Annotated in this window: 29 protein-coding genes and 5 tRNA genes; 27 read left to right on the top strand and 7 right to left on the bottom strand. The window is 38.2% G+C overall.

Annotated features, from left to right (window positions below; all coding sequences use genetic code 11):
- Positions 1–89 precede the first annotated feature (89 nt).
- The 13 genes from MMB68_RS04010 (at position 90) to MMB68_RS03950 (ending at position 12049) form a co-directional block, all read left to right on the top strand.
- Positions 90–488, top strand: a complete 399-nt coding sequence (locus MMB68_RS04010; RefSeq protein ID WP_013059226.1) for a cytidine deaminase — start codon at positions 90–92, stop codon at positions 486–488.
- Positions 481–1386 carry a GTPase Era gene (gene era, locus MMB68_RS04005; protein ID WP_221784589.1) on the top strand — a complete coding sequence of 302 codons (906 nt, stop codon included), beginning with the start codon at positions 481–483 and terminating at the stop codon, positions 1384–1386. Before MMB68_RS04010 ends, era begins: the two co-directional genes overlap by 8 nt.
- 155 nt (positions 1387–1541) lie before the next feature.
- Entirely contained in the window at positions 1542–1685 is a 144-nt protein-coding gene (locus MMB68_RS04000) for a YqzL family protein (protein WP_014458193.1), read from the top strand.
- A gap of 27 nt (positions 1686–1712) precedes the next feature.
- Positions 1713–2477, top strand: coding sequence for a DNA repair protein RecO (recO, locus tag MMB68_RS03995; protein ID WP_013059224.1), 765 nt, complete (start codon positions 1713–1715; stop codon positions 2475–2477).
- 258 nt (positions 2478–2735) lie between these two features.
- Positions 2736–3374, top strand: coding sequence for a transcriptional regulator CcpN (ccpN, locus tag MMB68_RS03990; RefSeq protein ID WP_025750542.1), 639 nt, complete (start codon positions 2736–2738; stop codon positions 3372–3374).
- A gap of 33 nt (positions 3375–3407) precedes the next feature.
- Positions 3408–4211, top strand: coding sequence for a pyruvate, water dikinase regulatory protein (locus MMB68_RS03985; RefSeq protein ID WP_014458195.1), 804 nt, complete (start codon positions 3408–3410; stop codon positions 4209–4211).
- Between the two features lie 311 nt (positions 4212–4522).
- Entirely contained in the window at positions 4523–4993 is a 471-nt protein-coding gene (locus MMB68_RS03980) for a YaiI/YqxD family protein (protein WP_080564741.1), read from the top strand.
- Positions 4994–5034: 41 nt separating this feature from the next.
- Positions 5035–6843 carry a DNA primase gene (dnaG, locus tag MMB68_RS03975; protein WP_221784588.1) on the top strand — a complete coding sequence of 603 codons (1809 nt, stop codon included), beginning with the start codon at positions 5035–5037 and terminating at the stop codon, positions 6841–6843.
- A 65-nt stretch (positions 6844–6908) separates the two neighbouring features.
- Positions 6909–8042 (top strand): RNA polymerase sigma factor RpoD, encoded by a 1134-nt coding sequence (gene rpoD / locus MMB68_RS03970; RefSeq protein WP_014458197.1) that lies wholly within the window; start codon positions 6909–6911, stop codon positions 8040–8042.
- Between the two features lie 384 nt (positions 8043–8426).
- Positions 8427–9566, top strand: a complete 1140-nt coding sequence (locus MMB68_RS03965) for an acyl-CoA dehydrogenase family protein (protein ID WP_016765585.1) — start codon at positions 8427–8429, stop codon at positions 9564–9566.
- A gap of 131 nt (positions 9567–9697) precedes the next feature.
- A complete protein-coding gene (gene cccA / locus MMB68_RS03960) occupies positions 9698–10057 on the top strand; it encodes a cytochrome c550 (RefSeq protein ID WP_013085044.1) in 360 nt (119 codons plus the stop codon).
- Positions 10058–10226: 169 nt separating this feature from the next.
- Positions 10227–10931, top strand: a complete 705-nt coding sequence (locus MMB68_RS03955) for a tRNA (adenine(22)-N(1))-methyltransferase (protein ID WP_221784587.1) — start codon at positions 10227–10229, stop codon at positions 10929–10931.
- Positions 10928–12049 carry a Nif3-like dinuclear metal center hexameric protein gene (locus MMB68_RS03950; RefSeq protein ID WP_221784586.1) on the top strand — a complete coding sequence of 374 codons (1122 nt, stop codon included), beginning with the start codon at positions 10928–10930 and terminating at the stop codon, positions 12047–12049. Before MMB68_RS03955 ends, MMB68_RS03950 begins: the two co-directional genes overlap by 4 nt.
- Before the next feature lie 43 nt (positions 12050–12092).
- On the opposite strand, the gene MMB68_RS03945 is transcribed toward MMB68_RS03950, so the two are convergent.
- Positions 12093–13043 (bottom strand): 4-hydroxy-3-methylbut-2-enyl diphosphate reductase, encoded by a 951-nt coding sequence (locus tag MMB68_RS03945; protein WP_013059214.1) that lies wholly within the window; start codon positions 13041–13043, stop codon positions 12093–12095.
- A 128-nt stretch (positions 13044–13171) separates the two neighbouring features.
- Positions 13172–13885 (bottom strand): YqfQ family protein, encoded by a 714-nt coding sequence (locus MMB68_RS03940; RefSeq protein ID WP_223272395.1) that lies wholly within the window; start codon positions 13883–13885, stop codon positions 13172–13174.
- 176 nt (positions 13886–14061) lie between these two features.
- Between MMB68_RS03940 and MMB68_RS03935 the strand changes: the two genes are divergently transcribed.
- Positions 14062–15381: a DEAD/DEAH box helicase gene (locus MMB68_RS03935; protein ID WP_221784585.1), complete on the top strand. Its 1320-nt coding sequence runs from the start codon at positions 14062–14064 to the stop codon at positions 15379–15381.
- Between the two features lie 28 nt (positions 15382–15409).
- The gene (locus MMB68_RS03930; protein ID WP_264408570.1) at positions 15410–16297 is read left to right on the top strand and encodes a deoxyribonuclease IV; all 888 of its coding nucleotides are present in this window, start codon (positions 15410–15412) and stop codon (positions 16295–16297) included.
- Positions 16298–16346: 49 nt separating this feature from the next.
- On the opposite strand, the gene MMB68_RS03925 is transcribed toward MMB68_RS03930, so the two are convergent.
- Positions 16347–16598, bottom strand: a complete 252-nt coding sequence (locus MMB68_RS03925) for a DUF2624 domain-containing protein (RefSeq protein WP_013059210.1) — start codon at positions 16596–16598, stop codon at positions 16347–16349.
- 273 nt (positions 16599–16871) lie between these two features.
- On the opposite strand from MMB68_RS03925, the gene MMB68_RS03920 reads away from it, so the two are divergent.
- Genes MMB68_RS03920 through MMB68_RS03910 form a run of 3 tightly spaced genes read left to right on the top strand, consistent with a single transcriptional unit; the run spans position 16872 to position 18900 of the window.
- On the top strand, positions 16872–17651 hold the full coding sequence (locus MMB68_RS03920; protein WP_013059209.1) for a metal ABC transporter ATP-binding protein: 780 nt from the start codon (positions 16872–16874) through the stop codon (positions 17649–17651).
- On the top strand, positions 17648–18490 hold the full coding sequence (locus MMB68_RS03915; protein ID WP_013059208.1) for a metal ABC transporter permease: 843 nt from the start codon (positions 17648–17650) through the stop codon (positions 18488–18490). Before MMB68_RS03920 ends, MMB68_RS03915 begins: the two co-directional genes overlap by 4 nt.
- The gene (locus tag MMB68_RS03910) at positions 18487–18900 is read left to right on the top strand and encodes a Fur family transcriptional regulator (protein ID WP_013059207.1); all 414 of its coding nucleotides are present in this window, start codon (positions 18487–18489) and stop codon (positions 18898–18900) included. Before MMB68_RS03915 ends, MMB68_RS03910 begins: the two co-directional genes overlap by 4 nt.
- Before the next feature lie 30 nt (positions 18901–18930).
- Here MMB68_RS03910 and MMB68_RS03905 read toward each other — a convergent pair whose 3' ends face one another.
- A complete protein-coding gene (locus tag MMB68_RS03905) occupies positions 18931–19506 on the bottom strand; it encodes a 5' nucleotidase, NT5C type (protein WP_277548249.1) in 576 nt (191 codons plus the stop codon).
- 259 nt (positions 19507–19765) lie between these two features.
- On the opposite strand from MMB68_RS03905, the gene MMB68_RS03900 reads away from it, so the two are divergent.
- Positions 19766–20131: a G protein-coupled receptor family protein gene (locus MMB68_RS03900; RefSeq protein WP_269871075.1), complete on the top strand. Its 366-nt coding sequence runs from the start codon at positions 19766–19768 to the stop codon at positions 20129–20131.
- A gap of 38 nt (positions 20132–20169) precedes the next feature.
- Here the strand turns inward: MMB68_RS03900 and ispG are convergent, their stop codons facing one another.
- The gene (gene ispG, locus MMB68_RS03895) at positions 20170–21273 is read right to left on the bottom strand and encodes a flavodoxin-dependent (E)-4-hydroxy-3-methylbut-2-enyl-diphosphate synthase (protein WP_269871131.1); all 1104 of its coding nucleotides are present in this window, start codon (positions 21271–21273) and stop codon (positions 20170–20172) included.
- Positions 21274–21424: 151 nt separating this feature from the next.
- Positions 21425–21757, bottom strand: a complete 333-nt coding sequence (locus tag MMB68_RS03890) for a hypothetical protein (RefSeq protein WP_221784583.1) — start codon at positions 21755–21757, stop codon at positions 21425–21427.
- 76 nt (positions 21758–21833) lie between these two features.
- On the opposite strand from MMB68_RS03890, the gene MMB68_RS03885 reads away from it, so the two are divergent.
- Positions 21834–23045: an MFS transporter gene (locus tag MMB68_RS03885; RefSeq protein WP_277548247.1), complete on the top strand. Its 1212-nt coding sequence runs from the start codon at positions 21834–21836 to the stop codon at positions 23043–23045.
- Between the two features lie 151 nt (positions 23046–23196).
- Here the strand turns inward: MMB68_RS03885 and MMB68_RS03880 are convergent, their stop codons facing one another.
- Positions 23197–23979 carry a DUF1189 domain-containing protein gene (locus MMB68_RS03880; protein WP_277548245.1) on the bottom strand — a complete coding sequence of 261 codons (783 nt, stop codon included), beginning with the start codon at positions 23977–23979 and terminating at the stop codon, positions 23197–23199.
- Between the two features lie 114 nt (positions 23980–24093).
- Between MMB68_RS03880 and MMB68_RS03875 the strand changes: the two genes are divergently transcribed.
- The 7 genes from MMB68_RS03875 (at position 24094) to MMB68_RS03845 (ending at position 25323) form a co-directional block, all read left to right on the top strand.
- Positions 24094–24276 (top strand): hypothetical protein, encoded by a 183-nt coding sequence (locus MMB68_RS03875; RefSeq protein WP_221784579.1) that lies wholly within the window; start codon positions 24094–24096, stop codon positions 24274–24276.
- 50 nt (positions 24277–24326) lie between these two features.
- Positions 24327–24812 (top strand): DUF456 domain-containing protein, encoded by a 486-nt coding sequence (locus tag MMB68_RS03870; protein ID WP_013059199.1) that lies wholly within the window; start codon positions 24327–24329, stop codon positions 24810–24812.
- Positions 24813–24874: 62 nt separating this feature from the next.
- Positions 24875–24949 (top strand) — tRNA-Asn (locus tag MMB68_RS03865).
- A 1-nt stretch (position 24950) separates the two neighbouring features.
- Positions 24951–25024 (top strand) — tRNA-Met (locus tag MMB68_RS03860).
- A gap of 40 nt (positions 25025–25064) precedes the next feature.
- Positions 25065–25139: transfer RNA gene (locus MMB68_RS03855), tRNA-Asn, on the top strand.
- Between the two features lie 3 nt (positions 25140–25142).
- Positions 25143–25219, top strand: a tRNA-Ile gene (locus tag MMB68_RS03850).
- Positions 25220–25230: 11 nt separating this feature from the next.
- Positions 25231–25323: transfer RNA gene (locus MMB68_RS03845), tRNA-Ser, on the top strand.
- Positions 25324–25461: the final 138 nt, after the last annotated feature.

The raw sequence follows: 25461 nt of genomic DNA, 5'->3' as shown, positions 1-25461 counted from the left end.
AGGATTCTTTTTGGTTCTTTACACCCCCGTGGTATAATAAAAAAGGACAAGTTAAAAGACATGTAGAAGCGCAAAAGGAGAGCGGATAAATGGATAAGACCGGACTGATTGATGAGGCGAAAAAGGCTCGTGAAATGGCTTATGTACCGTATTCAAAATTTAAAGTTGGTGCAGCTTTATTGACGAAAGATGGAAAGGTTTATCGCGGCTGCAATATTGAAAATGCAGCTTATAGCATGTGCAATTGTGCTGAGCGTACGGCTTTATTTAAAGCCTATTCAGAAGGTGATAAAGAGTATGCAGCACTTGCTGTAGTAGCTGATACTGATCGTCCTGTTTCTCCGTGTGGAGCATGCAGACAAGTAATCTCTGAGCTTTGTCCAAAAGAAATGAAAGTTATATTAACCAATTTAAAAAATGACATACAAGAATTAACTGTGGAAGAATTACTTCCAGGAGCATTTTCATCGGAGGATTTACATGAGTAATAATAAATTTAAGTCAGGTTTTGTTTCAATTATTGGAAGACCCAACGTAGGGAAATCAACTTTTTTGAACCGAGTAATTGGTCAAAAGATTGCGATTATGAGTGACAAACCGCAAACAACTAGAAATAAAATTCAGGGTGTGTACACGGAAGATCAGGCGCAAATTGTGTTTATTGATACACCAGGAATTCATAAACCCAAGCATAAATTAGGCGACTTTATGATGAAGGTAGCGCAAAATACGCTTAAAGAAGTAGATTTAATTTTATTTATGATTAACGCAACAGAAGGCTTAGGTCGAGGCGATGAATTTATTATCGAGCGTTTAAAGGATACAAAAACGCCTGTTTTCCTTGTGATTAATAAAATTGATGAAATTCATCCAGACGAATTGTTTTCAATTATCACGAATTATAAAGACTTATATCCTTTTGCTGAAATTGTGCCAATTTCAGCTTTACAAGGAAATAACGTGGAGCGTTTGCTTGATCAAATTAAGCAGCGATTGCCGGAAGGTCCGCAATATTATCCGGCAGATCAAGTGACAGATCACCCAGAGCGCTTTATTATTACGGAATTGATTCGTGAAAAAGTACTGCATGCAACGAGAGAAGAAATACCTCATTCTATTGCCGTTGTGATGGATTCTATGCAAAGACGAGATAATGGTGCTGTTTACGTCGGCGCTACAATTATCGTCGAAAGAGATTCACAAAAAGGCATCGTAATTGGAAAGCAAGGAAAGATGTTAAAAGAGGTAGGAAGAAAAGCAAGAGCAGACATTGAAGCCCTTTTAGGTTCAAAAGTATTTTTAGAACTATGGGTAAAAGTGCAAAAAGATTGGCGAAACCGATCGTCGCATCTCCGTGACTTTGGATTTAGAGAAGACGAATACTAATCATTTAAGTTCTTGTTTGCATTGATTTATATCCCTTCATAAAAGAAGGTAATTTGTAAAAAATTGTGTTACATGATTTTACGTCGGAAGGCTATTCTAAACATAAGGAATTGAAATATGTATCTGATCTTTATGGTTAGAAAGGTGGGAGTTCTATGTTGAATTTTACTTGGAACATTTTTTCACAAACAGGTAGCATTGATACTTATCTCATTTTTAAGGAACTTGAAAATGAAGTGAAAGAAAGACCCGAAACATATGAGGACAACAGCGAAAGTCTCAATTCTCCCTTGTCTTAGCCTTCTGTAAGATGGCGGTGATGATGATTGTTTAAAAAGTGTGAAGGAATTGTCATTCGAACGAATGATTACGGTGAATCAAATAAAATTGTCACCATTTATTCACGTGAACTCGGAAAAGTGGGTCTCATGGCAAGAGGGGCAAAAAAGCCCAGTAGTCGCTTAGCTTCCGTCACACAATTATTTACGTATGGATACTTTTTTATACAAGCAGGTTCAGGAATGGGTACTCTCCATCAAGGAGAAGTTATCTCATCTATGAGAAGCATACGCGAAGATATCTTCACAACAGCGTATGCTTCTTATATTCTTGAATTAACGGATAAAGCTACTGAGAACAATAAACCAAATCCATTTCTTTTTGAACTGCTGCACCAAACCATTCATTATATGAACGAAGAGTATGATGCAGAGATCTTAACATTTATTTATGAAATGAAAATGTTAAACGTTCTAGGTCTTCATCCTACATTAAATGAATGTGCAGTCTGCCACCAAGGTGAAGGAACATTTCATTTTTCCATTCGAGAAGGCGGGTTTATTTGTCATCGATGCTTAGAAAAAGATCCTTATCATTTGAAAATTAGTCCGATGACGGTTAAACTATTAAGGCTATTTTATTATATTGATTTAAAGCGGTTAGGTTCTATTTCTGTTAAGCCTGAAACAAAAAAACAATTAAAGTTTGTAATTGATCAATATTACGAAGAATATTCAGGATTGTTTTTAAAAACAAAGCGGTTTTTGAATCAGATGGAGTCTTTAAAACAATCGCTCTCTGATGAGAAATAGAAAAGATAATCAGTGATATGCAAGGAATTGCTGTCGCTAGGGTGCCTCGTAGTGTGTAGAGGACACCCTTTTTACTGTGGAGCGAAGGGGCAGTTTCACTTGTTGTAAGCGTAATGCCTGCTTTTTTTGAGAAGCCGTGGTAAAATAAACGGCATTCTAAAAAGATAAAATGCTAAAATTAATAAGTTATAGCTTTTACTTTTGCTTAAAAAGTATATAATGTTTTATAAATAGTATGTCACATTTAATGATTAGGTGGTGAGTACAATCGAACTGAACAAACGACAAGAACAAATTTTGCAAATTGTCAAAGACGAAGGCCCTATTACAGGCGAGCATATTGCAGATCAGCTTAGCCTTACGCGGGCAACGCTAAGACCGGACTTGGCTATTTTAACAATGGCTGGTTATTTAGAAGCGCGACCGCGCGTAGGTTACTTTTACACAGGTAAAACAGGAGCACAGCTTCTTACAGATAAAATAAAAAAAATACAGGTGCAAGAATATCAGTCTATCCCGGTAGTCGTGAACGAAAATGTGTCGGTATATGATGCTATTTGTACAATGTTTCTAGAAGACGTGGGGACCCTTTTTGTAGTGGATGAGAAATCCCAGCTAGTGGGAGTACTGTCGCGTAAAGATTTATTGCGCGCGAGTATCGGAAAGCAAGAGCTCACATCTATTCCTGTTCATATTATCATGACGAGAATGCCCAACATTACATATTGCTATCGCGAAGATTTGTTAATTGATATTGCTAAGATCTTAATTGAAAAACAGATTGATGCTATGCCCGTTATTAAAGAGGGAGACGGCAATTTTGAAGTGGTGGGACGCATTACCAAAACAAATATTACAAAATTACTAGTAGCATTAGCAAATGATGAAGTATTATAAGTGAAAAAGGATTAAAAAGGGGATGCACAAAATATGAACAACCCATGTCTTTATGTCATTTCGGATTCTGTAGGTGAGACAGCTGAACTAGTTGTAAAGGCTGCATCAAGTCAGTTCAATATGACGGACTTTGTAATTAAAAGAGTACCTTACGTAGAGGACATCGCAACACTTTCAGAAGTGGTTTCAGTAGCGAAGTTGAACAACGCTATTATTGGCTTTACGCTAGTAAAGCCCGAAATGAGAGAATTTTTAATTCAAGAAGCGTCCAAGAACGGGGTAGAGGTATTTGATATTATTGGACCTTTAATTGATAAAATTCAATCTTCTTATCAACTTTCTCCTCGCTATGAGCCTGGAATGGCTAGAAAATTAGACGAAGATTATTTTAAGAAAGTAGAAGCAATTGAATTTGCAGTGAAATATGATGATGGGCGTGATCCGAGAGGCATTCTTAGAGCGGATATCGTATTAATCGGAGTATCAAGAACATCTAAAACACCTCTTTCTCAATTTTTAGCACACAAGCGTTTGAAAGTAGCTAATGTTCCAATTGTACCTGAGGTAGATCCACCAGAAGAGCTGTTTCATGTATCACCTGAGAAGTGCATAGGGCTTACTATTAGTCCTGAAAAATTAAACGATATTCGTAAAGAGCGTTTAAAGTCTCTTGGGCTAAACGATAAAGCAATTTATGCTAATATTGGCCGTATTAAAGAAGAACTTGAATTTTTCCAAGGGATTGTAGATAAGATTGGCTGTGAAGTGGTGGACGTATCCAACAGAGCCGTAGAAGAAACAGCTGGTATCATTCTCAATACCATCAAAAAGAAATAAACGATGGATCTCCTCTGTGCGTGACAGAAAGGAGATTGCTTTCTTATGTTTGTATGCTGTAAGCCTAAGAAAATATACCAAAGATGAATATGACAGAACTTTTAAAAACAAGTGACTTTGGTATAGAAAATATAGGTTGTTTATATTATAATAAAAAATTGTGATAAAAAAGAATAGTTTTAGGTTTAGACTTTGTTAAGAACGAATAAACTATTTATATAAAAGTCAAGTCAAAATCGAAAAAAGTATTCGACAAATGCCATCTACAGGAAATAACAAATTGTTAGAAGGAATCTCTGGAGGGATGTAGAATACAGAGTTATAGCAAAAGAAAAAGTAAAGTTTTTGTCGATGCTGATGCATGCCCTGTTAAAGCAGAAATCGTTGAACTTACACATACATATGACATCGAGCTTGTATTTGTTGCTTCCTATGCTCACATGCAAACAAATCCTACACCAGGAAAATGGGTCTATGTGGATGCAGAAAAGGAAGCCGCAGATTTATATATTTTAAATCACGCAGTCAAGCAGGATATTGTTGTAACTCAAGATACTGGCTTAGCAAGCATGTTAGTAAGTCGAGGGGTTTACGCACTGTCTCCTCGTGGAAAGTACTATAATGACGACGAAATGAATACGGTGCTTTTCTTTCGCTATGTTTCTGCAAAAGAGCGACGGTCAGGCCGTCATACTAAAGGCCCAAAGGCATTTAGTGAAGAAGATCGCCAGCATTTCATTCAAGCTTTTGAAAAAATGTTGTCGAAACTTGCAGGAATTTAGCACTTAGTGAAGAATATTATATGAAATACGGAGCTGTTACTATGGCAAATCGAATTCCTGATGAAGTAATCGACCGTATTCGGCATTCAGTAGATATTGTCGACGTCATAAGCGATTATGTACAACTAAAAAAACAAGGGCGCAATTATTTTGGACTCTGTCCGTTTCATGGGGAAAGCACACCGTCTTTTTCAGTATCGCCTGATAAACAAATTTATCATTGCTTTGGATGCGGTGCAGGAGGGAATTCATTTTCATTCGTAATGGAATTAGAAGGACTGTCCTTCACGGAAGCAGCCCAGCAGCTTGCTGAAAAAGGAGATATTCCTTTCGAACATGAGATACATCCTCATGAAGAAGATAATCAAAAGCCTAGCAATAAAATGATTGAAGCACACGAGCTTTTAAAGAAATTTTACCATCATTTATTGGTAAATACAAAAGAAGGCCAAGATGCTTATGATTATTTAATAAATCGAGGGTTTTCACGAGAAATTATCGATGAATTTGAGATAGGTTTTGCTTTAGATTCGTGGGAATTTGTAAGTAAGTTCTTAACAAAACGTGGGTTTAATCCGCAAGAGATGGAACATGCAGGTTTAATCATTAAACGCAACCAAGATGAAACGTACTTTGATCGTTTTCGTGATCGAATTATGTTTCCTATTGCTGACTTGCAAGGCAAAACAATTGCATTTTCAGGGCGCCTGCTAAAAGAGATAAAAGGGCAGCCTAAATATTTAAACAGTCCCGAAACTTCTATTTTTAACAAAAGTCGCACACTCTACAACTTTCACCGCGCTAAAAAACATATACGCAAAAATCAGCAGGTTATTTTATTTGAAGGATTTGCAGATGTTATTTCGGCTGTTAAAGCCGGTTGCCCGAACGCAATTGCAACAATGGGAACTGCCTTAACAGAAGAACAAGCCAAGATTATTCGCCGAAATGTAGAGTCCGTTATCATTTGCTACGATGCAGATTCTGCTGGAATTGAAGCAGCGCACAAAGCAACTGCTATCTTAACAAATGTGGGTTGTACCGTTAAGATTGCTGTGATGCCGGATGGTTATGACCCGGATGATTATATTAAAGAATACGGGGCAGAGAAGTTTCAAAATGATGTTATTAATAGCAGCTTGACCTTTATGGCATTTCAAATGAGGTATCTTCGCCGAAAACGAAATCTACAAAATGAATCTGAACGTATGCAATACATTGAAGACGTTTTGAAGGAAATAAGCCTCCTTACGAAAGCCGTAGAGCGAGATCATTATTTACGCCAATTGGCACAAGAGTTTTCCATTTCATTAGATGCGCTTAAAGAACAGCAGTATCAAGTGTATCGAACTGAAAAAAAGAAAAAGGATAATGATTCTCCAAATCGAAATAATATAAATAGACAACCAGTCGTAAAGAGAAGCTTATTACCGGCTTATCAAAATGCAGAACGTTTTTTGATCGCTCATATGTTGAAAGATAAGGATGTAGCATTTAGAATTCAAGACCGACTTCAAGGTCAGTTCAATGTCGAGGAACATCGTGCGCTTGTTCTATATTTGTATGCTTATTACGAGGAAGGACACGAGCCTAATCCGAGCGGATTTATCGAGCGGTTGCCCGAGTCTTCGTTGTCTAGTCTAGCTTCAGAATTGGCGATGATGTCAATCAATGATGAATTGTCGGAGCAAGCTTTGAATGATTATATCCAAACGATATTGATTTACCCACAAAGGGTAGCAATAGAAAAAAAAGAAGCAGAAAAGCAAGAAGCAGAGCGTCAAAAAGATTATTTAAAAGCTGCGACAATAGCAATGGAAATTTTACAGTTGAAAAAAACGTTAAAATAAACGATATTGCGTATTAGTCCCACTTTTAGAAGGTTTTCCTTAAAATTTTGGAAGGAGGGGATCTGATGGCTGAAAAATCAGCTCAATCAAAACAACTTGATTCAGATTTAACAATTGAACAAGTAAAAGATCAATTGACCGAAATCGGAAAAAAACGTGGTGTACTCACATACGAAGAAATTGCAGAGCGTATGTCGAACTTCGAAATTGAATCCGATCAAATGGATGAATATTATGAATACCTTGGAGAACAAGGTGTTGAAGTAATGAGTGAATCTGAAGCAAATGATGACGATGCCGATCCCGATATTCAAGAACTGTCAAAAGAAGAAGAGTTTGATTTAAATGATTTAAGTGTACCTCCTGGTGTGAAAATTAATGATCCAGTTCGTATGTACTTAAAAGAAATCGGACGCGTTGACTTATTGTCAGCAGAGGAAGAAATCAATTTAGCAAAACGTATTGAAGAAGGCGATGAAGAAGCGAAACGTCGTCTTGCTGAAGCAAACTTACGTCTTGTTGTAAGTATCGCTAAACGCTATGTCGGGCGCGGTATGCTGTTTCTTGATTTAATTCAAGAAGGAAACATGGGTCTTATTAAAGCGGTAGAAAAATTTGATTATCGCAAAGGTTATAAATTCAGTACGTATGCGACATGGTGGATTCGTCAAGCTATTACTCGTGCAATTGCTGACCAAGCAAGAACGATTCGTATTCCCGTTCATATGGTTGAAACGATTAACAAGCTAATTCGTGTTCAACGTCAGCTTCTACAAGATTTAGGTCGCGAACCATCTCCTGAAGAAATTGCAGAAGATATGGATTTAACACCAGAAAAAGTTCGTGAAATCTTAAAAATTGCTCAAGAGCCGGTTTCTCTTGAAACACCAATTGGTGAAGAAGATGATTCTCATTTAGGTGACTTCATTGAAGACCAGGATGCAACATCACCTTCTGAACATGCTGCATATGAATTATTAAAAGAGCAGTTAGAAGACGTCCTGGATACGTTAACAGATCGCGAAGAAAATGTTCTTAGACTCCGCTTTGGTCTGGACGATGGACGTACGCGTACGCTTGAAGAAGTAGGAAAAGTATTTGGCGTAACGCGTGAGCGTATTCGTCAAATTGAAGCTAAAGCGCTTCGTAAGCTTCGTCATCCTAGCCGAAGCAAACGTTTAAAAGATTTCTTAGAATAGATAAAAGCGTAAATAACGCTTATGAGATAGCTTCTTTCCTAGAGGAAAGGGGCTATCTATTTTTTTTATGGAACAAATTTCATAAAAACACATTTTGAAGAAGTATATTGATTTTTTTACCAACTTTTCTTCTTTCATATATTTTACTGAATTGTCCTTCGTTTTGCAAATGCTCCTTTATATTATTTTGTTACAGAGCATAAGCTGTTCAAATTCCTTTTAAACATCCGAAAAATGGAATCGCTATCATTTTATTCATGCTTTGATTAGTACTTCTCTATTATAACATGAAAAAATTAAAACGTTTTAAAAGTTGAGAAAATTTACAAAAATGAATTATAATTAAATAATGTAAGCGTATACATTTTTTTAGGGGGAATAAAAATGAATTTTGAATTAACCAATGAACAAAAGATGATTCAAAGGACGCTCAGAGAGTTTTCAGAGGCGGAAGTAGCACCGAATGCATTAGAGCGCGATCGAAGTAAGCAATTTCCGCTTGATGTTTTTAAAAAGTTAGGTGAGCTTGGGGTAATGGGTCTTCCTTTTCCTGAAGAATATGGAGGCGGAGGAGCAGATACGGTTAGTTTTGCTATTGTCGTAGAGGAATTAAGTAAAGCTTGTGGCTCTACAGGAATTACATACTCAGCTCATGTTTCGCTCGGAGGCGCACCTATTTATTTATTCGGAACAAAGGAGCAAAAAGAACAGTACCTACCTGCTTTATGCTCCGGAGAATCTTTTGGAGCGTTTGGTTTAACCGAACCGAACGCAGGAAGTGACGCGGGGGGAACGGAGACAGAAGCAGTGTTGAAGGATGGAACATTTAGGATTAATGGAAGTAAATGCTATATTACGAATGCCAGCTATGCAAAGTTTTTAGCTTTAACAGCTGTTACAAATCGTACAGAAGGGAAAAAAGAAATTTCAGCTATTATCGTGCCTACAGAAGCTCGAGGTTTTACTGTAATAGACAATTACGAGAAAATGGGTCTACATGCTTCAAATACAACTGAACTCGTTTTAGAGGATGTTGAAGTGCCTGAAGAGAATTTACTCGGTGTAAGAGGAGAAGGCTTTAAACAATTTCTAATGACGCTTGACGGGGGAAGAATTGGAATTGGCGCAATGGCCGTTGGAATCGCCCAAGCGGCTTATGAAAAAGCACTGTCATATGCGCAGGAAAGAAAGCAATTTGGGAAAGCTATTTCATCGTTTCAAGCGATTCAGTTTAAATTAGCTGATATGGCGATGAAAATTGAGTTAGCAAGAAATATGGTGTATAAAGCAGCGTGGTTAAAAGACCAAGGAAAGCCATTTACGAAAGAAGCTGCTATGTGTAAACTGTATGCTTCTGAAATTTGTATGGAAGTAGCCAGTCAAGCTGTTCAGATTCATGGAGGATACGGCTACATGAAGGAGTATCACGTGGAGCGTTATTTACGAGATGCCAAGCTTTTAGAAATTGGAGAAGGAACTTCGGAAATTCAGCGCTCGGTTATTGCAAGACAAATTGGCTGTTAAGATACGCAATAATAAATTAGTTAATTATGTAAATAAAACCCTTTCACTTATGAGCATTTTCAAGTAAAATAAAAGTGCTTATACTATTTTGTTATTTCTAGGGATGGGAATACATAAAGGGGGTATAGTGAGTGAAGCGAAATCCGCTAATACCATTTTTATTAATTGCGGTAATTGGGATTGCTTTAATGTTAACGCTTTCGTTCAACGGATTGAACAATGCAAAAGAAATCGCGGCTGAAAAAGAAGGCGGTGGCGCGGAACAGCAGGCTTCAGCTAAACCAGAAGAAATTTATCAAAAAACTTGTATTGGTTGTCACGGTGATCAGTATCAAGGTGGAGTAGGTCCTTCGTTAAAAGGAATTGGGAAAAAAGTTTCTCAAGACGAAATTGCAGATATTGTTGTAAACGGTAAAGGAAACATGCCGGCCGGGCTGGTTCCTCCGGAAAAAGCGAAGGAAATGGCTAAATGGGTATCAGAAATTAAATAGAGTTCAGAAACATGATTTTCTGGAAAGCCGCTCATTTATAAAGCAGGCTTTTTTTTTATGATTTTTTTATACGCATTCGGCTAAAAGGAAAACATGAAGAGAAATAGGAATCATGCAGCTATTTATGTTAAAATAATGAACAGTAATCACATAGAGAATAGGTGACAAAATGAATGAATTAAACTTATCAATAAGACTTGAAGAAGTAGTAAAGTCGATTCCTTTGGGAGCAAAGATAGCAGACATTGGCTCAGATCATGCATACTTGCCGTGTTTTGCTTATTTAAATGGATATATTAGCGGTGCCGTAGCAGGAGAAATTACAGAAGGACCTCTACAATCTGCTATTCAGCAGGTGAAAAAAACAGGCTTAACGGACGTTATTGACGTTCGAAAAGGAAACGGCCTAGAAGTAATATCACCGAATGAAGTAGACTGTATTACAATCTGCGGAATGGGCGGAACGCTTATTACGATGATTTTAGAAGAAGGAAAAGCGAAGTTAGAAGGAGTAAAAAGGCTTATACTTCAGCCGAATATTGGTTCACACCATATTCGCAGCTGGCTGATTCAACACAGCTGGGAAATCATTGATGAAAAAATCATCGAAGAAGACGGTCGTATGTATGAAGTCATCGTCGCTGAACCTGGAAACGCCTTAGCTCCTTATAACGGTGAAGTGGAAGCCGGTGTGTTAATGGGCCCTATTTTAAAAGAAAAGCGCTCTTCTGCTTTTATGACAAAGTGGACGCATGAATTAAATCATCTTAAACAAATTGTCAGCCAAATGGAGCAGGCTCAGTCCGAGGAAAGCAAAGCAAAACTTCAAAAACTTACCCAAGACATCTCATTAATTGAGGAGGCGTTAAAATGAGTAAAATCCCTAACGGATTTCAAGTAATTGAAGCATTTGAATCATTTTCTCCCAAGCATTTAGCGGTTGAAGGAGATAAAATTGGTTTACAGATTGGAACGTTAAACAAGCCTGTAAAAAAAGTAATGGTAACGTTAGATGTTCTTGAAACGGTCGTAGACGAAGCGATTGAAAAACAAGTGGATTTGATTATTGCTCATCATCCTCCTATTTTTAGACCTCTAAAACAAGTGGTTACAGATCGTCCTGAAGGGCGTATTTTAGAGAAATGCATCAAACATGATATTGCTGTATATGCTGCTCATACAAATTTAGATATAGCTAAAGGCGGAGTAAATGACCTGTTAGCCGAAGCATTGGGGCTACAAGAGACAAAAGTGCTGGTTCCAACAACGTCTATTCAGCTGAAAAAGCTTGCTGTATTTGTTCCTTCAAATCATGCTGAAGCAGTGCGCACAGCTATTTGTGATGCGGGAGCTGGACATGTGGGTCTTTACAGCGACTGTACGTTTTCAACTGAAGGGGAAGGCACATTTAAACCTTCTTCAGAAGCCAATCCATACATTGGCTCAAAAGGAGAGTTAGAACGTGTAAATGAAGCAAAACTTGAAACTATTTTTGAAGCAGATCAACAAAATAAAATTATTCGTGCCATGCTCAGTGCTCATCCTTACGAAGAAGTAGCCTATGACATTTATCCAGTGGAACAAACGGGCGAGACGCTTGGACTTGGACGGATTGGGAAGTTAAAAGAAGAGATGACGTTAAAACAGTTTGCCGCTCATGTTAAACAAGCATTGGATGTGGATGGTGTTAGAGTAGTAGGGTCTATGGATGCCACAGTGAAAAAAGTAGCTGTTCTTGGCGGAGATGGAAACAAATATATTACAAACGCAAAATTTAGCGGAGCAGATGCCTATGTAACAGGTGATTTGTATTTCCACGTTGCGCATGATGCAATGGCAATGGGATTAAACGTTGTAGATCCTGGTCATCATGTTGAAAAAGTCATGAGACAAGGTGTAACGCGTGTATTAAACAGTCTTTTTGATGCGAAAAACTTTGAGTGTGAAGTATTTGATTCAAAAGTAGACACAAACCCATTTACGTTTATGTAACAAAGAAGGTGTTGACGAATGTCAACACCTTCTTTTGTGTCTATTAAGACGATTTTTTTGTTCGAACTTTTGGTAAAATCTTTGAAAGAGGCACGCTTTTTTCACGTGTCCAAGTTGTTTCATCTTCTGGATCGAACTGATCTAGAAAATTGATGACCTCTTTTGTGATTGGAGTAGGGGTAGATGCGCCTGCCGTAACAGCTACGGTTTTCGCGTTCATCAACCATTCGATTTGAAGCTCTGAGATGTCACCGATACGATATGCCTCAGTGCCGGCAATCTCCATTGATACTTGAGCTAAACGATTTGAATTGTTACTTTTAGGATCTCCTACTACAATTGTAACATCTGCTTCACCTGCTTGCTCGGCTACAGCTTCTTGGCGAACTTGTGTAGCTAAACAAATTTCTTTGTGAACTTCAGCGTGCGGATATTTTTCTTTTACCTTTTCCATTACTTCTGCAACGTCCCACTGACTCATTGTTGTCTGGTTTGTTACAATGATTTTCTCGCGTTGAATATTTAAATGGGCTACGTCTTCTGCTTTTTCAATTAAATGAACGATATCTGGTGCGATACCAAGTGCACCTTCTGGCTCAGGGTGATTTCGTTTTCCGATATAAATAACGTCATAACCTTCTTTTTCTTTTTGGCGAATAAGGTCATGGGTTTTTGTAACATCCGGACATGTAGCATCGATTGTTGTTAAGCCTTTTTCTTTTGCTCGTTCTTTTACTTCTGGAGATACTCCGTGCGCAGTAAAAATAACGGTTCCTTCATTTATTTGGTCTAAGATTTCTAGGCGATTAGCACCGTCCAGTGTGATAATGCCGTCCTCTTCAAACGCATCTGTAACGTGTTTATTATGAACAATCATTCCTAAGATATAGATTGGTCGAGGCAATGATTTATCTAAAGCGGCGTTTCGTGCAATGACCATTGCGTCTACTACACCATAACAATAGCCGCGCGGTGCAATTTTAATAACTTTCATTTCAATTTCCTCCTCATCATAATCCTGACGAGCAATTCAACTCGCTTCTATTATATAAAAGAGGAAGGAAGAATACAAAGATATTCTTTTTTTACTCACTGTATTTCCTTAAGGAATCAGCAGATTTATCAAATATAAAGTTTTGGTTTAGACACCCGATCTCTGGATGAATGTTCAATTTCTTCTTCAAAGAAATCCAGCTCATCATCGGATGAATCCGTGCTTTCTGCGCCTGCTGATAAGACCTTACTGTCTTTGCTTTCATCAGTTTCAGAAACCTCTGTTCCTTCTGCTTCGAGTACTTCATCTGTGTCATCACTTGAGCGCAAGGCCTGATAGATTTTCCATAGAGAAGGAGCATTTTTGACAAGAGGTCCGTATTGTTGAATCATAGGACCCATCGTTTCCGCTGCTTTTAGTACTCGCTGAACATTCCCCATCATGGAGCTCAAGTTAGCAGGGTTCGTTAATCCTTGCAAACCTCCAAGCAGGGAAGAAGAGTTAGTCGCTCCTGCAGCACCTTGGGCTCCTGAAAGGCCAGAAAACAAAGAACCTCGAGGAGCAGCTGCAGCCGCTTGTTGAAATGGTATGTTTCTATTTCCGCCTCTTCGAAATAGGCGAGTTAAGAAGTTACCTCCTCCACGGTTCAGGCCTTGCTGATTCGGGTAAAATGATTGTTGAGCATTTGTTTGCTGGGCAAAGTTACGAAACTGTTGTAATGGATTAAATTGGCCAAAGTTACCAGGTTGTTGCCCAAAGCCGTTTTGTGGTGGCATTCCTGGCATCATTCTTCTTTGCATACCGGGTGGAAATGGTGGTCTTCGCTGTAGCAAAGGACGCACCTCCTTTAGTAAAGTAGATTTTCTTTTACTATCGTATGCAACTCGCGATAAAATGTTTTTGAAACAGGTAATAAGTTTTAGTAATATGAATGAGAAGTAGTCACAGAAGGAAAAATCGATTATAATCATATATTGTGCCTTAAAAGATGAACGTGAATGTAAAAAAGGAGACTATTATGGAAAAAACAAACTTTGAACGTTTTGAGTTTCAACCATTTTTAATAGAAGCAATTAAACAATTAGGTTTTTATCAGCCTACAGAGATTCAGGAGCGCTTAATTCCTTCCGTTTTAAAAGGGGAAAGCGTAATTGGTCAGTCGCAAACAGGGACCGGCAAAACACACGCTTATTTATTGCCTTTACTTGAAAAGGTAGACCCTAAAAAAGAAGAAGTACAAGTTGTGATCACCGCTCCAACTCGTGAGCTTGCTTCTCAAATTTATCAAGAAGTATTAAAGCTAACAAAACACAGTGCTGAAGGAGAAGAAATTTCAGCAAAATGTTTTATCGGCGGTACAGATAAGCAGCGTACAATCGACAAATTAAAGAAGCAGCCTCAAGTTGTTGTAGGAACACCGGCTCGTTTGTTTGATTTAGTAAATGAAAAAGCGTTAGTTGTGTATACAACAAAGGCGTTAGTAGTAGACGAAGCTGATTTAATGCTCGATATGGGATTTTTAGAAGATGTGGACCGTTTGGCAAGCAACATGCCTGAAAAATTACAGATGCTTGTTTTTTCAGCAACTATTCCTGAAAAATTAAAGCCATTCTTAAAAAAATACATGGAAAATCCAAAATTTACGCATGTTTCGCCGAAGCAAGCAGCAGCAGCTAAATTAGAGCATGTATTAGTTCCACTGCGTCATCGTAACAAGTTTAAGCTGCTGCATGATATGCTTATTTCGTATAATCCTTATTTAGCTATCGTCTTTACAAATACAAAGAAAATGGCGGACGAAGTAGCAGATGACTTACTGTCTAAAGGCTTAAAGGTAGGAAGAATTCACGGAGATTTATCTCCTCGTGACCGTAAGAAAATGATGAAGCAAATTAATAATTTAGAATTTCAATACGTAGTAGCCACAGATTTAGCAGCTCGCGGTATTGATATTGAAGGAATTTCACACGTCATTAACTTTGAGCTTCCTTCAGATCTAGATTTCTACATTCACCGCGTAGGACGTACAGCTCGTGCCGGTCATTCTGGAATTGCTGCTACCATCTTCGATGTGGAAGATGAAGATGCAGTAAATAAGCTTGAGAAAATGGGAATCGAGTTTGCAAACAAAGATCTTCAAAAGCAAGAATGGGTTTCCATCGATGACCGTAACCGCCGTAAAAAGCGTGTGAAGAAAGCGGATGAAGTGGGAGAAGAGGCACATCGCTTTATTCAAAAGCCGAAGAAAGTAAAGCCTGGCTACAAGAAAAAACGTGCTCGTGAAATTACAAAGTATGTGCAAAAGAAAAAGCGTAGTGAAAGACGCAACAATCGTTAATCGCAATAGGTTAGAGGTGTAAAAAGTAATGTTGAAAATTGGTTCTCACGTATCAATGAGCGGCAAAAAAATGCTTTTAGGAGCAAGTGAAGAGGCAGCTTCTTACGGAGCAAATACGTTTATGATCTATACAGGCGCTCCACAAAATACTCGTCGCAAAAAGATTGAAGAGCTTAATATTGAAGCTGGTCTTTTGCATATGAAAGAGCATGGAATGACAGATATTGTTGTACATGCTCCCTATATCATTAATCTAGGAAATACAACAAAGCCCGAAACATTTGAGCTTGGAGTAGATTTCTTAACGTCTGAAATTCAGCGCACCCATGCTCTTGGCGCAAGGCAAATTGTTCTTCACCCAGGAGCTCACGTGGGCGCTGGAGCAGATGCCGGTATTCAGCAAATTATCAAAGGTCTAAACGAAGTGTTGACGGCTGATCAAGAAGTTCAAATTGCGCTTGAGACAATGGCTGGAAAAGGAACAGAGTGTGGAAGAAGTTTTGAAGAAATTGCCCAAATTATTGATGGCGTGACGCACAATGAAAAGCTCTCTATTTGTTTTGACACATGTCACGTACATGATGCTGGTTATGATATCGTTCAAGACTTTGACGGTGTATTAAATGAATTTGACAAAACTGTAGGAATACAGCGAATTAAAGTGCTTCACATCAATGATAGTAAAAATGTATGCGGTGCTCGAAAAGACCGCCATGAAAATATTGGATTTGGTGAAATCGGATTTGGTGCACTGAATTATATTGTTCATCACCCAGCGTTTACAGAAGTTCCTAAAATTCTAGAAACTCCTTATGTAGGAGAAGACAAGAAAAATAAAAAAGCGCCATATCAGTTGGAAATTGATATGATTCGTGCACAAAGCTTTGATTCAGAGCTAAAACAAAAGCTTATGTAATTTCATATGTGGTTGAAAGAGGTCATGTCTATAGACATGACCTCTTCTTTTACATCAACTGCTGAAATAATTCATTCACTCGTCTGGCAGTTTCACGATCTGTTACTTGAGCAATTTGTTTGATTAAATTTCGGCGCTCTTCAAGGTTATAAATATTTACGGGCTGCTGTCTAATGACGGATACAAGGGTATGTGCCTGCTGATCTGTAATGGGGATGTTGTATTGTTTGCTATACTTTAAAAGCTCTTTCGGGGTAATGTTGTTTACTTTCTTATTGACAATCTGCTGTACAATTTTCATATGATTACCTCCTCGTCATATACAGTTTATGAATAAAAAAGAAAGATGTGACTATATTGTGTAATAAAACAACATTTTGAGTCGGATGAACTTACGGAGGTAAGAAAACGAAGGAGTGAACCGGCTTAGTTTACAAATAAAAGACAATCCTGTATACTACATTAATGACTAAATCGTAATGATTCTGAGAAAGTAAATGGGTAACGGAGTATACGATAGAAACCGTGCCCTCTTTTGTATGGAGAAATATAAAAAAAGAATGGTGAGGCGCATATGAATACACCTGATATCATTGAAATTGATCATTTATCATTTCAATATGATGGAGTGAATGTATTAGAAGATATAAGTTTTTCAATTCCAAAAGGAGCTTTTTTGGGTCTCGTTGGTCCAAATGGTTCTGGGAAATCAACGCTAATCAAATGTTTGCTTGGTTTGCAAAAACCATCTCAAGGGGCAATTCGTTTATTTGGAAAAGATCAGAGAAGGTTTAAAGAACGAAGTAAAATTGGATATGTATCGCAAAAAGCGAATAGTTTCAACAGCGGTTTTCCTGCTACCGTTTTTGAAGTAGTTTCCACGGGTCTTACTTCAAAATTAGGTTTGTTTCGCTTTATGAATGCTTCTCATAAGCAAAAAGTGAAAGAAGCGGTAGAAGCAGTGGGGATGAGTGAATTTTTAAATCGAAACATAGGAGAACTATCCGGTGGTCAGCAGCAGCGAATTTTTATTGCGCGCGCGCTTGTAAGTGAACCCGAGCTGTTAATTTTAGATGAGCCAACAGTCGGAGTAGATGCACAAAATGTGTACACTTTTTATGAGCTTCTTGAAAAGTTAAATAAGGAAAAAGGAATTACGCTTGTGCTTGTTACTCACGATATTGGCACTGTCTCAGAAAAAGTAACCCACGTTGCTTGTTTAAATAAATTTCTACACTTTCATGGGAATGCTAAAGAATTCGAACAGCTTTGTGAACATGACGTATCTATGTTCTATGGTCATAATGTTCATGTGTTAACCCATGATCATCATCATGGAGGGCAGCACGTATGATAAGCAGTTTATTTCAATTTGAGTTTTTACGAAATGCATTTTTAACCGGTATGATTATTGGCGTCTTAGCCCCTTTATTGGGCACGTTCATCGTAGTAAGACGTCTTTCTTTAATTGCAGACGCGTTAAGTCACGTGACGCTAGCAGGGATTTCTGCGAGCTTGCTTCTTAGTCAGAAAATAGGGTTTATGCAAGGAGTGAACCCCGTTTATTTAGGGATGGTATCTTCCGTTACAGGTGCTCTTTTTATTGAAAAACTTCGAAGCGTCTACAAGCATTACCAAGAGCTGGCCATTCCAATTATTTTATCGGGCGGAATTGGTATTAGTGCAATTTGTATCTCGCTGGCGGACGGTTTTAATAATGATTTAATGAATTATTTGTTTGGAAGCGTAAGTGCGGTGAGTCGTTCGGATCTTTGGACCGTTGTTGTCATAGCCGTATTTGTCATAGCTATTGTCTTTTTCTTATATAAAGAATTGTTTATTCTATCTTTTGACGAGGAGCACGCTTCTGCTTCTGGGATTAAATCGAAGTGGATGCACTTTTTATTTATTGTGATGGTTGCTCTTGTCATTGCTGTATCGATGCGTATCGTTGGTATCTTATTAGTGTCATCTCTTATGACTCTTCCTGTAGCAGCAAGCATTCGCTTAGCTAGAGGCTTTAAACAAACGATTCTGCTTTCGGTAATTTTTGGTGAAATATCTGTTTTAGGCGGATTATTTTCAGCGTACTACTTGGATTTAGCACCAGGCGGTACAATTGTTGTCATTGCTGTTGTTATTTTAATCATATCTATTATGATTAATAAAGGACGGAAGGGGAAACAAAAATGAATTTAACTGAAGCCATTCATTTATTAAAAGATCAAGGATATAAACATACAGGAAAACGTGAAGAAATGCTTGCCCTGTTTTCAAAATCAAATAAGTACTTAACGGCAAAAGATGTATTAGAATACATGAAGCCTGATTATCCTGGTCTGAGTTTTGATACAATCTACCGTAATTTATCATTGTTTGTGGAGTTAGGCGTACTTGAAATGACGGAGCTTTCGAGCGAAAAGCACTTTCGATTTAAATGTGCAACCGCCCATCATCATCACCACTTCATTTGTTTAGATTGTGGAAAAACAAAAGAAATTGAAGCTTGTCCGATGGAGTATGTAGACGAGGATTTGCGAGGGTACAATATTACAGGCCATAAATTTGAAATTTACGGTCAATGTATAGAATGTAATCAATAAAAAAGAGAGGGCGTTATGCACCTCTCTTTTTTATTTTTGCTGTTTTTTTAACCAGCTGGCTACCCACTGATCTGCTTCTAGCCAATTGTATACGCGAACCACTCCTTTTGGAACAGGTAAGCGATTATAAGGAGTATCAAATAAGATAACGGGGATATTGCACTCTTCACTGATTTCACAAGCATTATCATGTTTGTCTTCAAAAAAGATATCAACATCATATCGTTTTGCTGTCTCAACTTTAAAATGAGAGCCGACTAACTCAATGTGATGAAACGATAGTTCATTTTTTTGAAACCATTCTTCTGTGACGTCCAATAGCTTATCGTGCCTTGCACTAATAAAGAATAATTCGTGCTTTTGATGCCATTTTTGCAAAACCGCTTTTGCATCGTCTGCAAGTGGAGAGGTTTCGTAAATAGAGCGTTCATTTGCTTTAAACCATTTCCCGAGTTCTGCAGGTGATACATTTACAAAAGGGCTGAAATCATATTCTGTAATGTCTTCGAGTGTTAAATTTAAGTTAAAGGCTTTATTTAAATGAGGAACAAAAGTTTCAGGAGAAGTAACAGTTCCATCAATGTCAATTCCAAACTTTTTCGTCAACTACGTGCACTCCTTTAATACGTTTATTCTACTTAGGTGCTTGATTATTCTTGTCTAGTGTAACATAAAGCCCAAAGAGAAACAGTAATACTTTTTATATGCCTTTGGCAAAACGTAATGATCACTGCACGGCCTGGTGATTGCATCTGTACCTATTTCTTATAAGAGAATGAGCATCTGTATAAGATTGACACTTATAATTTTTCCTCGCATTCAGATACTATAAATGCTCCTTATTTACGAAAGCGAGGGATTAAGCATGGAGAATGAAGAACAAAGGCGTAGAAAAGATGTATATGAAGCTGATTTCATGGAAGAAACTGCAGCTGAAGTGGGCGTTCCTTACCGAGTAGGGGAGCCTCATGCAGAGCGTGAAGTTATAGATGTTGATCGCAATCGCAATCATGAAGTCGCTGGACGAGGAGAAGGAACGGGATACGGGCGTTTCGCACTCGTGCTTTCGATTCTTTCACTATTCTTTTTACCAATTATTCTTGGTGCCGCTGGGATTATTCTAGGGTTTATCGCACGCAGAAAAGGAGCACTTACGCTAGGAGCATGGGCAATAGGGATCGGAGTTGTATCGATTATTGTCGGTACGTTTATATTACCGTTCTTTTCATAAAAAAAAGCGAGGCGCATATACGCCTCGCTTTTTTTTAGTTATGATTTAGCTGCAGCTTTTTCAGCTTCTTGCTTTGCGTGATATTCAGCAGCAATTTTATCAATTTCTTTTTTTAGTTCATCAACCATTGTTTCTTCAGGAACTTTGCGTACGATTTCACCTTTGCGGAATAGTAGACCTTCACCGCGTGCTCCTGCAATCCCGATATCGGCTTCACGAGCTTCACCAGGACCGTTTACAGCGCAGCCAAGTACCGCAACTTTAATCGGTGCTTTTACAGTTGAAATATACTCTTCAACTTCATTAGCAATGCTAATTAAATCAATTTCAATACGTCCGCAAGTTGGGCAAGAAATAAGAGTGGCAGCATTGGAAGCTAAACCGAATGATTTTAGCAATTCGCGCGCAACTTTTACTTCTTCAACAGGATCCGCACTTAAAGAAATACGTAATGTATTTCCGATTCCTTTAGATAAAATAGCGCCAAGACCTGCTGCACTTTTTACAGTTCCTGCAAATAATGTGCCCGATTCTGTAATTCCTAAGTGAAGAGGGTAGTCAAATGCTTGAGCAGCTTTTTCATAAGCTTCAATTGCCAAGTTAACATCCGATGCTTTCATTGAAACGATGATGTCATGGAAATCAAGGTCTTCTAAAATTTTAATGTGATGAAGTGCACTTTCTACCATGCCATCTGCTGTCGGATAGCCGTATTTATCTAAAATACGTTTTTCAAGTGAACCGGCGTTAACTCCAATACGAATTGGAATATTTTTAGCTTTTGCAGCATTTACAACAGCTTCCACTTTTTCACGGCGACCGATATTACCAGGGTTGATACGGATTTTATCCGCTCCGCCTTCAATTGCTTTTAATGCTAAGCGGTAGTCAAAATGAATATCCACAACTAATGGAATGTTAATGCGTTTTTTAATTTCAGGGATTGCATCTGCTGCGCGCTCGTCTGGACAAGCAACACGAACAACTTGGCATCCTGCTTCTTCTAAACGTTTAATTTCTGCAACCGTTGCTTCAACATCATGTGTCTTAGTGGTTGTCATACTTTGAATAACTAACTCGTTGCTGCCTCCGATTGTTAAATCTCCAACTTTAACCGGGCGTGTTTTTGTACGATGTATAATTTCACTCACGTGATAATCTCTCCTTCAAAATGAAATCAAGAATTTGAATTCATTAATAGAATAACTCTTTATGAACAAAATAACTAGTAGAAAGTACTACCTTAGCTATTTTAACAATGACTATCCCATCTTGACAAGAAGAATGCTGTCATTACTTGTAAATAGGGAACTTATACGTTTTTCCAATTTGAATATCCTCAGGCGCTGTACCGTTATTTAACTTTTTGAAGTCTGTAATCATTTGGTTCATAGAAACCGGTATCGCTTTTTTTGTAAGCTCCTCAATGACGGATAAAACTGTATCGCCTGGCTTAATTTTTATTTTTGTATAGGTGGAAGAAGAGCTGGCGGCTTTTGTTTCTGCAGGCTGCGCTTTGCTGACTTGAACTGCTTCAGTAGCAGTAGGGATGGTCCCGTATTTAATGTCATAGTGACAAATATATCCGATAAAAGCGAAAGCGGCTAATGCACATAGCTTTTTCATTATGCTCCTCCTTCATTCTTTTGCTTATGTGTAAAGCCTATGCTTGTCTTACTTAAATATGATTGGAGAACGAAAATTGAAAGAAAAATTAATGATTGTTTCATTAGGCTTATTGCCTTTGATTATGGTATTAGGAAATTCCATGCTCATTCCTCTGCTGCCAAGCATTCAAAAGTCACTTCATTTAAGCGGAGTTCAAACCAGTTTGATACTGAGTGCATTTTCGATTCCAGCCGCATTGTGTATCCCTGCTGTAGGGATTTTATCAGACCGGTATGGGCGTAAAAAGTTAATCATATATTCGCTCGTCATCATGATAATAGGCAGTGTCATCGCTGCTAGTAGTGCCTCATTCTCTTCTGGAAACTTTGCTGTGTTGATGGCTGGCAGAGTCATTCAAGGGATTGGAGCTGCAGGTACTACAACGTTGGCAATGGCATTAACTGGAGATGTATTTACAGGGGAAAAAAGAGCAAAGGTCCTCGGGATTTTAGAAGTGTATAACGGAGCAGGAAAAGTGGTTGCGCCGATAATTGGAGCATCGGCAGCACTCGTCGTATGGTATGCCGCATTTTTTGTCTATCCCTTAGCTGCAGGTGCTGCTTTAGTAGGTATAGTCATGTATGTGAGAGAAGGGAAAACAGGTTCGGATTCAGTATCTGTTCAAGAATATTTAAAGAGAGCCCTTGGGATTGTCTATGATAAAAGAAAATCGCTTTTTCCTTTATTCTTTGTCGGGGGATTGGGGTTGTTTTTATTATTTGGCATTTTATATTACTTATCTTTTTTAATAGAGGAAACGTATCATATAGACGGTTTTTTTAAAGGAACCGCTTTTTTATTTCCTCTTGGCGCAATGACGCTCGTTTCTTATTGGACCGGGCAGCGAATCAAAACAGACGTAGAGCTCATGAAAAAATTGATGATAGTAGGAATGGTTCTTTTATTTGTAATGTTTGGAGTATTAACGATGATTTACACGCTTCCTATTTTGATGTTTTGTTTGACAGTCGCCTTTGGCGGCTTAGGGTTTGTTCTTCCGTGTATTAATATGATGATTACTTCAGCGGCTTCAGAAGAAGAAAGAGGGTTTATTGTATCCATTTATGGAACGGTGAGATTTTTAGGAGTAGCGTTGGGACCTGTCGTTTTTGAAGTGTGGATGCATATTGAAAGGCTGATGTTTGTTTATAGCTTTATTCTGCTCACAGCAGGAGGTTTGTGGGTTTTGTATCAGTTGAAAATTTTTTCTTCTGCAATGGGAAGAAGAAAAGTTGTACAGAAATAAAGAGGCTGAGACAAAAGTATGTTAGTTGAAGAAGCTCCGAACGAATTTGATTCTTGATCAAGAATCAAATTCGTTCGGAGCTTTTCATTGGCAGGGTAAACATAGATTTTATGTATGTAGGTGCTTCTAGCGGTTGATTGGATTCATTTCGTTATGTTTCAATCGCTTTATTAGGTTTTATCTTTTTTCTTATAGGAACCCTTGTGACGAGCAACAAGTAAATGAAGAACGTTCCTATCCAGTAAAGAGAGCTATGTGTTGCTAGAGACAAAGAAAAAGCTTCAAAGAGCGTATAAAGCAGCGTGAAGGCTACCGTACTATAAGCGCTCAGTGCCCACAGCTGCTTAAAAGGAAGCTGCTTTTTATTAATGAGTCCAATCAGCTTTCCAAGATAAGCAAGGCAGGTAATAAAAAGGAAGTTTAGTCCAGATGTTAATACGTACAGTAAAAGCATAGCGATAGGGACAAGTATGTATAGAGAAAATTTTTGTTCGTGCAGCAAGTTTAACAGTTCATTTTTATCTTTATGGTGCCAGTTTAGCAACTCATATGAATACGTTTGTGTTTGTGAATTAGTCGTGATGTAAATTCCATCCTTTAAAAAACCAATTGCATGAGCAGGGGAATGAAACCGTTCAATAGACTGTGAGGGGTTTAAGATAAAAGCGGTACCGTTTACTTTTTTTGTGAAAGGTTGACTTGACGTAAGCTGTGAGTTTGAAATAGAAAAAGAAGAAACAGATTTTGGAAGATCTGTAGTAGCGATATGATAGCCGTTTACAATCGTCAAAGTCATAAAGAAAAATGTAGGCAGCAAAGAAATAAATGTTAAAAACAGCACAAAGCCAATTGTTTTATTCGTATGCTCAAAGCGAAGCGACCTTATTTTTTTGAAGGAAGTAAAACTCCATGCCATCTTTTTCAGCATGCTCATTGTAAAGCCTCCTCTTATTGAAGATTCTGATTATACCTTATTTTATAGCGAAAATTTAAGGTTTACAATAGATTTTAGAAACCGTTACCAATTACAATGATGCGGTGGAGCGTTTTGTCACAAGCACATCTTATGCGTATATGTACAGGTTTTGCCGTCATTGTTTTTGGGGATATTACGGGCAGCTTGAGGACCGTGCTGTTAATATTGCAGATGTACAATCGAAAATCATTATTTGAAGAGGTATTCGAAAGTAAAATAAAGGAAGGACTCGTCGTGCAAGGTCTTTCTTTATAGGAGTGATTATTGTATGATAAATAGTAATAATAAAAAGGATAGGTGCGGGCATGGCTATTTTATGTTGGGCATTAATTATCATTAGCTTTGTTGTATCGTTTGTTGGGTTGGTTTATCCCATCATCCCAAGCGTGCTATTTGTAGCTCTAGGATTTGTTATATACGGTTTATTTTATGATTTTAGCTCCTATAGCTGGTTATTTTGGGTGATACAAGGATTGTTAGTTGTCGCACTTTTTTTAGCAGACTATATAGCTAATATTATTGGTGTGAAAAAATTCGGAGGCACTAAAGCAGGTGTTTGGGGAAGTACAGTTGGGCTGCTTGTGGGTCCGTTTGTCATTCCGGGATTTGGAATTATTTTAGGGCCGTTTATCGGAGCGATTGTAGGAGAACTGATTGTTCATCGGACCACAATTAGCAACGCAGTAAAAATTGGAGTAGGTTCGGTTATTGGCTTTTTTAGTGGCGCTATTTCAAAAGGATTTATTCAACTGCTGATGATTGCCTATTTTTTATACGCTGTTTTAAAATAATATATTGACTTTAGGCTAGAAACATGTTAAATTTTTAATGTCGCTAGTAAATGTTATATTGTTCCACAGTAGCTCAGTGGTAGAGCTATCGGCTGTTAACCGATCGGTCGTAGGTTCGAGTCCTACCTGTGGAGCCATGGCGGTGTAGCTCAGCTGGCTAGAGCGTACGGTTCATACCCGTGAGGTCGGGGGTTCGATCCCCTCCGCCGCTATTTTCCAATTTGCATTTGTGACATACATAATTCATACTGTTCCACAGTAGCTCAGTGGTAGAGCTATCGGCTGTTAACCGATCGGTCGTAGGTTCGAGTCCTACCTGTGGAGCCATGTGGACCCTTAGCTCAGCTGGTTAGAGCAGACGGCTCATAACCGTCCGGTCGCAGGTTCGAGTCCTGCAGGGTCCACCATTTATAGGGTTGGAGGAATACCCAAGTCCGGCTGAAGGGATCGGTCTTGAAAACCGACAGGGGTGTTAAAGCCCGCGGGGGTTCGAATCCCTCTTCCTCCGCCATACTATTGTCTATTCAAAGCTTCTTTTGAGAAAAAGAAGCTTTTTTTATGTTTAAAAGAATAGCGAATGGGAATTAGGTAAATATAAATCATGGATTAGGAACTTTTTATTTGAAACAGTAGGGTAAATTTGCTAATC

Origin of the sequence: Priestia sp. Y58, from assembly GCF_029522095.1 — a bacterium.
Taxonomy (GTDB): Bacteria; Bacillota; Bacilli; order Bacillales; family Bacillaceae_H; genus Priestia; species Priestia megaterium_E.
The sequence above is the reverse complement of the archived record's forward strand: the minus strand, read 5'-3'. Positions and strand labels throughout refer to the sequence as shown.

Coding starts and splice junctions, on each gene's coding strand:
- MMB68_RS03945 (WP_013059214.1), bottom strand. CDS start 13,043: ATGAAAGTTATTAAAATTGCACCGCGCGGCTATTGTTATGGTGTAGTA.
- MMB68_RS03880 (WP_277548245.1), bottom strand. CDS start 23,979: ATGAGCATGCTGAAAAAGATGGCATGGAGTTTTACTTCCTTCAAAAAA.
- MMB68_RS03985 (WP_014458195.1), top strand. CDS start 3,408: ATGAACAACCCATGTCTTTATGTCATTTCGGATTCTGTAGGTGAGACA.
- MMB68_RS03950 (WP_221784586.1), top strand. CDS start 10,928: ATGAGTAAAATCCCTAACGGATTTCAAGTAATTGAAGCATTTGAATCA.
- dnaG (WP_221784588.1), top strand. CDS start 5,035: ATGGCAAATCGAATTCCTGATGAAGTAATCGACCGTATTCGGCATTCA.
- MMB68_RS03930 (WP_264408570.1), top strand. CDS start 15,410: ATGTTGAAAATTGGTTCTCACGTATCAATGAGCGGCAAAAAAATGCTT.
- era (WP_221784589.1), top strand. CDS start 481: ATGAGTAATAATAAATTTAAGTCAGGTTTTGTTTCAATTATTGGAAGA.
- MMB68_RS03920 (WP_013059209.1), top strand. CDS start 16,872: ATGAATACACCTGATATCATTGAAATTGATCATTTATCATTTCAATAT.
- MMB68_RS03965 (WP_016765585.1), top strand. CDS start 8,427: ATGAATTTTGAATTAACCAATGAACAAAAGATGATTCAAAGGACGCTC.
- rpoD (WP_014458197.1), top strand. CDS start 6,909: ATGGCTGAAAAATCAGCTCAATCAAAACAACTTGATTCAGATTTAACA.
- MMB68_RS03900 (WP_269871075.1), top strand. CDS start 19,766: ATGGAGAATGAAGAACAAAGGCGTAGAAAAGATGTATATGAAGCTGAT.
- MMB68_RS04010 (WP_013059226.1), top strand. CDS start 90: ATGGATAAGACCGGACTGATTGATGAGGCGAAAAAGGCTCGTGAAATG.
- MMB68_RS03955 (WP_221784587.1), top strand. CDS start 10,227: ATGAATGAATTAAACTTATCAATAAGACTTGAAGAAGTAGTAAAGTCG.
- MMB68_RS04000 (WP_014458193.1), top strand. CDS start 1,542: ATGTTGAATTTTACTTGGAACATTTTTTCACAAACAGGTAGCATTGAT.
- MMB68_RS03915 (WP_013059208.1), top strand. CDS start 17,648: ATGATAAGCAGTTTATTTCAATTTGAGTTTTTACGAAATGCATTTTTA.
- MMB68_RS03925 (WP_013059210.1), bottom strand. CDS start 16,598: ATGAAAATTGTACAGCAGATTGTCAATAAGAAAGTAAACAACATTACC.
- MMB68_RS03935 (WP_221784585.1), top strand. CDS start 14,062: ATGGAAAAAACAAACTTTGAACGTTTTGAGTTTCAACCATTTTTAATA.
- MMB68_RS03870 (WP_013059199.1), top strand. CDS start 24,327: ATGGCTATTTTATGTTGGGCATTAATTATCATTAGCTTTGTTGTATCG.
- MMB68_RS03890 (WP_221784583.1), bottom strand. CDS start 21,757: ATGAAAAAGCTATGTGCATTAGCCGCTTTCGCTTTTATCGGATATATT.
- MMB68_RS03910 (WP_013059207.1), top strand. CDS start 18,487: ATGAATTTAACTGAAGCCATTCATTTATTAAAAGATCAAGGATATAAA.